The organism is Maricaulis sp. (assembly GCF_030149425.1).
GTDB lineage: Bacteria > Pseudomonadota > Alphaproteobacteria > Caulobacterales > Maricaulaceae > Maricaulis.
Genome location: NZ_JASBRQ010000077.1, coordinates 42144 through 49612 on the forward strand (window position 1 = coordinate 42144; position 7469 = coordinate 49612).

General features: G+C 61.7%; 9 protein-coding genes. 3 read left to right on the top strand and 6 right to left on the bottom strand.

Annotation, left to right across the window (positions count from 1 at the left end; translation table 11 throughout):
* Positions 1 to 61: 61 nt before the first annotated feature.
* Positions 62 to 937 carry a hypothetical protein gene (locus tag Q1V57_RS13460; protein WP_300531865.1) on the top strand — a complete coding sequence of 292 codons (876 nt, stop codon included), beginning with the start codon at positions 62 to 64 and terminating at the stop codon, positions 935 to 937.
* Here the strand turns inward: Q1V57_RS13460 and Q1V57_RS13465 are convergent.
* Complete coding sequence (locus Q1V57_RS13465) at positions 934 to 2001, bottom strand: serine hydrolase domain-containing protein (protein ID WP_300531868.1); 1068 nt, start codon at positions 1999 to 2001, stop codon at positions 934 to 936. The genes Q1V57_RS13460 and Q1V57_RS13465 overlap by 4 nt on opposite strands.
* A gap of 93 nt (positions 2002 to 2094) precedes the next feature.
* On the opposite strand from Q1V57_RS13465, the gene Q1V57_RS13470 reads away from it, so the two are divergent.
* A complete protein-coding gene (locus Q1V57_RS13470) occupies positions 2095 to 3567 on the top strand; it encodes a LytTR family DNA-binding domain-containing protein (protein WP_300531871.1) in 1473 nt (490 codons plus the stop codon).
* A gap of 6 nt (positions 3568 to 3573) precedes the next feature.
* Here Q1V57_RS13470 and Q1V57_RS13475 read toward each other — a convergent pair whose 3' ends face one another.
* Positions 3574 to 4554, bottom strand: a complete 981-nt coding sequence (locus tag Q1V57_RS13475) for a YncE family protein (RefSeq protein WP_300531873.1) — start codon at positions 4552 to 4554, stop codon at positions 3574 to 3576.
* A gap of 114 nt (positions 4555 to 4668) precedes the next feature.
* Positions 4669 to 5178 (bottom strand): hypothetical protein, encoded by a 510-nt coding sequence (locus Q1V57_RS13480; RefSeq protein ID WP_300531881.1) that lies wholly within the window; start codon positions 5176 to 5178, stop codon positions 4669 to 4671.
* Between the two features lie 264 nt (positions 5179 to 5442).
* On the opposite strand from Q1V57_RS13480, the gene Q1V57_RS13485 reads away from it, so the two are divergent.
* Positions 5443 to 6330 carry a fatty acid desaturase family protein gene (locus tag Q1V57_RS13485; RefSeq protein ID WP_300531882.1) on the top strand — a complete coding sequence of 296 codons (888 nt, stop codon included), beginning with the start codon at positions 5443 to 5445 and terminating at the stop codon, positions 6328 to 6330.
* 13 nt (positions 6331 to 6343) lie between these two features.
* On the opposite strand, the gene Q1V57_RS13490 is transcribed toward Q1V57_RS13485, so the two are convergent.
* The 3 genes from Q1V57_RS13490 to Q1V57_RS13500 form a co-directional block, all read right to left on the bottom strand.
* Entirely contained in the window at positions 6344 to 6556 is a 213-nt protein-coding gene (locus Q1V57_RS13490; protein ID WP_300531884.1) for a helix-turn-helix transcriptional regulator, read from the bottom strand.
* On the bottom strand, positions 6557 to 6994 hold the full coding sequence (locus Q1V57_RS13495) for a hypothetical protein (protein WP_300531886.1): 438 nt from the start codon (positions 6992 to 6994) through the stop codon (positions 6557 to 6559).
* 138 nt (positions 6995 to 7132) lie between these two features.
* The coding region (locus Q1V57_RS13500) for a carboxyl transferase domain-containing protein (protein WP_300531887.1) at positions 7133 to 7469 on the bottom strand (337 nt) is incomplete at its 5' end.

The window sequence follows — 7469 nt, forward strand, 5'->3', positions numbered from 1 at the left end:
GCGCGAATCTGGCCTTCCCGCAAGACTGCGTTAGTGTCGCGCCTGAGTTGAGGGGAATCAGATGAGCCGTCCGATCTACAAGATTTCATCCATTGCGCGTCCGCTGGAACCGAATTACCCGACCAATCTGGCCGTTCTGATCCTGCTGCCGGTTGCAGCCGGGATTGTCGGCTTTAGCGCCTGGGAATTCCGTGACGCTTCGCTGATGCAGGCCGCCGCCGCGGGCGGTGAAGGCGCGCTGGTTGCTTTCCTGGCCTGGGCTCTGGGCCGCGAGATTGATCCCGATCGCAATGAAACGGCTTTCGTTGGCATGGCCCTCGCCGTCGCCGCGATCGCTATTGGCTGGTCTCCTGCCGTGTGGACACTCGCCCTTGCCCTGATGTCGACGCGTATCGTCAACCGCTCCGTCGGCCAGCCGGCCAAGGCTTCCGACCTGGTCCTGGTCCTCGGCCTCGCTGCCGCCGCGGTGTTCCGTGACGGCATCTGGCTGATGGGCGCGATCTTCGCCCTGGCCGTGATCTTCGACGTCATGCTGGATCGTACGCGCGTGCTCAGCCTGATCTTCGCCTTCCTCGGCGTCGGATTGTCTGTCTTCGTCCTCGTTGAGCGGGGCGGCGAGCCCATGGCCCTGATCGAGGCCGGACTGGCTGCTGTGGAGATCGAATGGATGATCACGACCGGCATCGTCGCAGCGATCTTTGCCCTGATGCTGCTGAGCCTGCCAGCTGTGGAAAGCGTGGGTGATGCCACCGGTGCGCCACTCGACCGCATTCGCATCCGCGCCGGCGGGCTGATCACCCTAGTGGCCGTTTTTGCCGCTCTGGCAGAGGGGCAGGAGGCTGTTCTTTCCACCCTGCCGATTTGGGCGGTTATTGCCGGAGCCATACAGGCGCGGGCCATCCCGAAAGCGACGGCCCGTTCCCGTAGCGATACCTAGTCCTGCGGCAGGTCGATACCGGCATAGGTACGCGCGAAATACTGGCCTAGAGCAATCGCCGTATCGGCATGTTGCGGGCCGTCAAAATTGGCGGTCAACGCAACGACGATCTCCAGATCGGCGAGAACCAGGAGGAAGCCGCGCCCTCCGGGCGAACCACCGGAATGGGTCGCATAGTGCGAGCCCAGCTCCTCCCAATAGCCAACGCCCATGCCATAGGCCATGCCCGTTGATGTGCCGTCATTAAGTGTCTGCGCTGTCAGGACCTGGCTGAAACGCTCGGTCGCGATCACCTCGCCTGCAGCAAAGGCAGCGCCCATGGCGGCCAGATCGCGCGAACTGGCCAGCAGACCGCCACCGCCAAACTTGCACTCGGCCGATAGCGCGATGGCGTCAAAGGCACCGGCCTCCCCCATATAGGTGACCGCCTTGTCTACGCCCTCACGATCCGTGCGGGCCATGTAAACATCGCCCAGCACCGCATGCATCGCCGCGTCATAACTATCGGCACCGGTGATCTCCACCAGGAGATGGCTCAGCAAGGCAAAACCGAATGTCGTGTATTGATGCCGCTCGCCCGGAGCGGCGATGAGACGGTCGTCGATGAAATGGCCGAGCGCGTCCTCCGGTGTCGCACAGCGCCGGTCATTGAAGCGGCGCCAGTCACGCTCGCCCTGATAATGCCGCACGCCACCGGTGTGGCTCAGCAACTGGCGCAGGGTAATGCCGTCATAGGCCACAGGCAGGCCGGTATCGATCAGGCGAATGCTCTGATCCAGATCCAGACCGCTTTCCGCCTCCAGCCGGGCATAGGCCATCCCGGTGAGCATTTTGGCGATAGAATAGAAATTGTAGTCCTGCTCAACACTGTCCCCGGCATCCCGGGCCAGCCCGCCTTCCGCCTCCCAGACGATCTCGCCCTCCACCATCACAGTGGCGTTGAGCGCCGGGAAGCTTTCGGCCAGTGCGTCAAACACCTCCTGTGCCGCAGCATGCTGGCCAGCCGGTTGCGTGGTGAGCGCTGTTGCAGCAAGAAAACCGGCGGAAAGTAGACTGGCAATCATGGGGAACTCCTTGTCGATGCCATGGGCGTGAAACTCACCGGGCTGTGGCAGCCAGGCCTTGTGTGCGACAGGGAAAAAGGGCGAATTGCTCGTATGGCGTATGAACGGCTCAAACACTTCGCCTCCTTGGCCGAACCGCTTGCGGTCCAGCTACTGGTCGCAGTGCTGGTTCTGGCTGTGAGCTGGCCAGCGGGTGAACCGGTCAGCCATCCCGATGTCCGCGTGCTCGACGGCAATGCTGCGCAAACCGCGCTTGGCCCGGACAGCCCTGAGGGCGCATTGCTACCCAGTTACCGGGTCGACCCGGGGGACAGCGCTATCTGGGTGCGCTGGGATGGCGTGGTACTGCCCGATGACGCCAGCACCCCACTCGCCCTGATGCTGTCCGGCCCCTTCTCCGCCACCATCTACTGGAACGGGGATGAGATCGGTCGCAAAGGCCAGCCTGGCACGGAGCGCGCCGAGGAAGTCGCGGGCGAGATTGACGGGCTCTATGCCATCCCCGCCGCCCTCGTTCGTTCGGATACGAATTATGTCAGCCTGCGCCTATCCAGCCACCGGGCCGGCTACACGCCCTCCACCTATATCCAGATCATGGCCGTCGTGCCCTACCGGGCCGATGCCCGCCGCTCCCTGCGCTATTACGCACCGACTATTCTGATTTCCGGCGCGTTGACCGCCCTGTTCATCCTGATCCTGCGCCTCGCACTGGGCCGCCAATACCCACCGGCCCTGTGGCTAGCGGCAGGACTGGCCGCCCTGATGATCGCGCTACTGGCGGAGATCTCCCGCGCCTTGATCAACTATCCTTATGACTGGCATCAGCCGCGCCAGGCCATCCAGATGGTCGGGGCGTGCGGGTTTTGCGCATCACTTCTACTTTATACAGCAAGCCGTTGGAATATTGGGAAATATACTGGCTGGTTTATTAGCCTGCTTACCACCGCTGTAAGCCTGTTAGCGGTTGTTTTCCTGCGCGGCTATGACGCCAAGTCGGTCATAGCCTGCATGTGCCTCATTGCCGCCAGCCTGATCTGGCTGGGACTGGCGGCAATCCGCCGGAAGGCCCCGGAGCCCCTTCTCCTGGCGGGCGGATTACTGCCCTATCTCGTCTTTGCCGAGATGGTCCGGGCCGGGTTTCTGGATATCGGAATCTTCGTCCTAACTGCGAGTCTTTTCGGATATCTTCTTGTTCGCAAATCAGATTACCTCGTTCCGCTCGCGCAACGACCGGCGGAACCCGAGCGTTTGAAGATCGACGCAACCGGCTCGAACCGTTTTGTGCCGACGGCCGCTATCATCTCGCTGCATGCGAGCGGAAACTACACCGAGATTGGTCTCGAGGATGGCCGGATCGAGCTCGACAATCGCAATCTGGGAGCGCTCATGCAGGCTCTGCCCAGCCGCTTTTACCGCGTGCACCGCTCGCATGCGGTCGACCTGGAGAGGGTTGAGCGGCTCAGCGCGGCTGAAGGCAGCCGCTACCAGATCCACCTGAGTGATGGGCGCGTCGTGCCGGTCAGCCGCCGCGAAGTCAAAGCCCTACGCGAACGCCTGTCCCGCTAGCCGCACCTATCGCCCGAGCTCAGGGGCCCAGGCGAGCCCGTCCGGCTCATCGCCGGCAACGACGCGGCCGGTCACGCTGAGACTGTCCGCATCGATGATGGTGACGAAGTCATCCTGGGTATTGGCGACAAAGACGCGGCGGCCATCCGGCTGCATCAAAATGCCGACCGGCACGGCCCCAACACCGACCTCACCGACCGCCTGGCGACTGGCCGCGTCGATCACCGCCACGGATCCGGACGCCGCATTGGAGACATAGACGCGGGCCCCATCGGGGGTGAATTTGAGCCGGATCGGGAACTCGCCACCGCTCGCTATACGGGTAATTTCCCTCATATCTTCAGTGGAGTAGACGCGGATCTCATCATCCTGCCTCATCCCCACCCAGAGCTCGGAACCATCCGGCGAGACATCGATTGCTTCCGGCCCGTTTCCGCTTTCAATCGTCCTCACCTCATCGCTGGCCAGATCAATCACGGTCACGGAATTGCCGGCAATATTGGCGACGTAGAGCGCGCTATTATCCGGCGCCACAGCGAGCTGGTGACTGCCCGGCCGGCCGGTATCCCAGCTGCGGGAAATCTCGCCTGTGGCCGTATCAAACTCAACGACGCGATTGCTCCGTTCCGCGGTCACCCAGACATGGCCGCCATCATTGCTGGTCCAGATGCCGTGCGGACCGCGATACTCGCCCAGCGACCAGGTCGCCACGGCGCTATCGGTCTCCAGGTCAATCACGGTCAGGCTGTCGCCATAAGACCCGCCATAATCAGACACGTAGGCAAAGCGCCCGTCCGGCGAGACATGGACTTCGTGAGGATTGGGCTGGGTCGCGATCACCGCGCCCTCCTCCAGCGTTTCAGCATTCACCAGAGACACGGTATTGGCTGCCTTGTTGACCACAACCAGCCGGTCCTGCGCCATCGCCCCTGCAGAGAGCATCAGCACTGCTAGAAGCGCTGTTGCGCTACGTCCAAGAATATTCATCGCCATCCTCCCCAGGCCGACCCTTGCACCACGAGGCTATCGCGATGTCCTGGTGCGGAGATTTACGCCGCTGTTACGATTTGGAAAGCCGCCATGCGCGAACGGCAGGCGTTATCAATCGCCGTCCGGCTCGGCATCGGCAAGCAGGAGATCGCTCGGCGGTGCAACGATCGCATCGCCCTCAACCCAGCCCCAGCGGCAATCCCCGTTATAGGTTCGGGCGCGCTCCGCCTCGGGATCAAGGGCACACTGGCCAAGGTCATAGCCATAAACCACGCCCACCCAATTGGACGGCACGGCTTCAGTCTGGCGATTGGCCCGGCGGCAGGCATAGGCGTCCTCGCCGGCCAGGGCGGTATCGATCGGCGCAAAGGAAAAGCCCGGGCCGGCCCAGACGATATGAACCTGCGGGCCATTGCGCGGATCGTGATCGGGGTCGCGGGCAAACTGGCTGGCCACGCACAGCGCCAGGCCATCATCGCGACCATAGCGCACCGGCTCGGTGGCAATATTCACGCGCACGGGCTCAGCCTGACCACTCGCCGCCGCCACCGCATTGAGCGGAAGCAGGGTTAGAATCGCCGCTGCGGGCGCGAGAATGAATGCCGTTACCAGTCGCCACATAGGGCTAACACCTTTGCGATTCGTGTGGGCGAAGAGTTAAGAACGCGGCGCCCCTCACACAATATCCACCCCTGATTATGCGCTCCCCTTGGGAAGGGCAGAAGCGGGACAGACAGGCGGTTTATACCGCTGTTTACGGCGATGAGCGTGACAAGCGTCACTGTGAATATTCTTTACCGCCGGCCCGTGTCCTGCCGGCCACAGATTAACTAGGGGGAATGGCCCGGGTTTGCGTTCAAACCCGGCTCCCCTACACTTGGGCACATGAAACTGTCTGATGCTCTGTCCCGCGAGGAATTACGCGCCCTGTCGCAGACCTCGAACTGGCGCGGTGCCCTGATGCTGGGCGGCAATCTCGTCATGCTCGCTCTCGCCTTGGCGCTGAGCGCGGTTGAACCCCTCTTCGCGCCGCTCAGCCTGATCCTCATCGCCGGCCAGCAACTCGCCTTCGCCATTGTCATGCATGACTGCGCCCACAAGGCGCTGTTCCGTACGCCCTGGCTCAATGAGTTTGCCGGCAAGTGGATTGGCGGCGCGGCGATCGATGCGCCCTTCCTGGCTTATCGCGCCTATCATTTCGAACATCACAAACATGCCGGTACGGATCAGGATCCCGATCAGGGGCTGGTGAAGAATTATCCGGTCTCCAGGGACAGCCTGCGTCGCAAATTTATCCGCGACCTCACCGGTCAGACCGGGATCAAGGAAATCATCGGCAGCTGGCGCGCCCCGAGCTTTGCCACCAAGGCGCCTTTCCTGGCCTTCCATACCGTGCTGATCGGCGTATTGGCGCTGACCGGCGTCCTTTGGACCTATGCACTGTGGTGGGCCGCCCGTATCTTCCTGTTTCCGGCAATAATGCGCATACGAAATATTGGCGAGCATGGCGTCGCTGCGGACCGCTATGACATCGAGCCCCGCCGCAATACGCACACCACCCGCGCGCGCTGGTGGGAGGTCCTCACCGTCGCCCCGAACAATGTAAACTACCATCTCGAGCACCACATGTTCGCCTCCGTCCCGCCCTATCACCTGCCCAAGCTGCACAAGCTGCTGGCCGAGCGGGGCTATTATGAGGGCTATGAGTGCGTGACAGTGGGCTATCCGGCGATGCTGCGGAAGGCTGTGCGGGCCGAGCCCGCCGCTGCCTGATCGGTTGCACCGTCTAGTCGGGCAATTGAAACAGGTCTTCCACGCCCACGCCCAGGGCACGCGCCAGTTTCAGGCTGAGTATCGTTGACGGAATAAAGACACCATTCTCAACCGTATTGATCGTCTTGCGGCTGACCTGAACCTTGCTGGCCAGTTCTGCCTGTGTCAGCTCCATGGCAATGCGATGCGCCTTCAACTCGTTCTTCAGGCCCTGATGATCTCCCATCTAGCCCCGCTCCAGGAATGCAAAGCGCAGTAGCGGCGCGACCACGGCGGCAACTATGATCAGATGTGCTACTTCTTGGGCGGACATACCGACAAAGAAGGACGCTGCGAAAGCGACACCGGCAATAATCAGCATGGCCCAATAGCCAAAACTGAACGCCTTGGCGCGATTGTCCTGAGTCAGCTCGTCCTCAAGCGCGGCGCGCACCTCCGGCGATTTCGCACCGCTACGCCCGAAACGCAGCAACGCGATCAAGACCAGGGCCCAGAGCAGAAAACCGGCGATATAAACAAGGTCCACATTGCGTATCGCGCCCGCCGCTACCGCTTCGTACCGGTCCATGAAGGGCACCTGCCAGGTCAGGAACGATCCGACGAAAACGAGCATGAGACCGCGACGGCGGCGCGACAGTTTCTCGACTTGCTTCATATCGGTCATAAGTAACCTCCAGGTGACATCTACACCCAGAGCTACCGCACACACAATGTAACGTCAAGGTTACTTACTCGGTTGTAAAGCGTGGCAGCCTTCCCCTCTGGATCCCAAATCAAGTTTGGGATGACGCCGTATAAGGCGTCAAAGCGGAATATTATCGTGTTTCTTCCACGGGTTTTCCGCCTTCTTGTTCTTCAGCGTTCTTAGCGCTGCGATCAGGCGTTTGCGGGTGTTGCGCGGCATGATGACGTCGTCGATATAGCCGCGGCCGGCGGCGATGAAGGGATTGGCGAAGCGGTCTTCATATTCCTTCACATGCTCGGCCATCTTGTCGGCATCACCCAAATCCTTGCGGTGGATGATTTCAGCAGCGCCCTTGGCCCCCATGACCGCGATCTCCGCGGTCGGCCAGGCGTAGTTCACATCACCGCGCAGATGCTTGGAGCTCATCACATCGTAAGCACCGCCATAGGCCTTG